This window comes from Micromonospora sp. M51 (assembly GCF_018070305.1).
GTDB classification, from domain to species: domain Bacteria; phylum Actinomycetota; class Actinomycetes; order Mycobacteriales; family Micromonosporaceae; genus Micromonospora; species Micromonospora parva.
Window position 1 is genome coordinate 1 of sequence record NZ_JAGPXZ010001420.1, and the last position, 579, is coordinate 579.

At 76.3% G+C, this 579-nt stretch carries 1 pseudogene; it reads left to right on the forward strand.

Going from position 1 to position 579, the window contains the following annotated elements:
- A pseudogene (locus KBX53_RS35205) lies at positions 1 to 309 on the forward strand (hypothetical protein); the annotation flags it as partial.
- Positions 310 to 579 lie beyond the last annotated feature (270 nt).

A 579-nucleotide genomic window follows, 5' to 3' on the forward strand; every position in this document is an offset into this window, starting at 1 on the left:
GGCTCGGGCAACGCGCCCCCCGCGTCGGCTCGGCCGGCCGGTGGTGCGGCGTCCCCGGCGGAGAGTCGCGCCGCCAACGGCGTCGGGCGCAGCATTGACGGTCAGCGCGGCGGGGCCGGCGGCCGGGCGGCTGTGGCCGGCGGCAACGCCCGACCGGGGTCCGGCGGCGGCCGTCCCGGTGTGCTCGGTGGGCACGGTCGGGGGCAGGACGACGACTCCGACGAGCGGCTGACCTGGTTGACCGAGGACGAGATGGTGTGGCAGGGCGACGAGAAGCCCGCTCCCCCGGTGCTCGGCACCGGCAACTGACCACGGTCCGCCACCGGGGGGCCCGCACCACCGGCGACGCCACCCGGACCACGCGCGGTGCCCCCGATCGGACCTGATCCGGTCGGGGGCACCGCCGTTTCCGGCTCCGGTCGGCGGCGTCCACAGTGCCCATGGTGGTGGCTGTCACGCCAGCGTTGCCCGTCGCCGTGCTGCGGTTCGCCAGCGCTGGCGATAGGTTGGTCGGGTGTCGTCCGCAGCTGCTGTCCGCCCGGTTCGGTGGGCTGTGCTGCGGTCACTGCGGGAACTGAC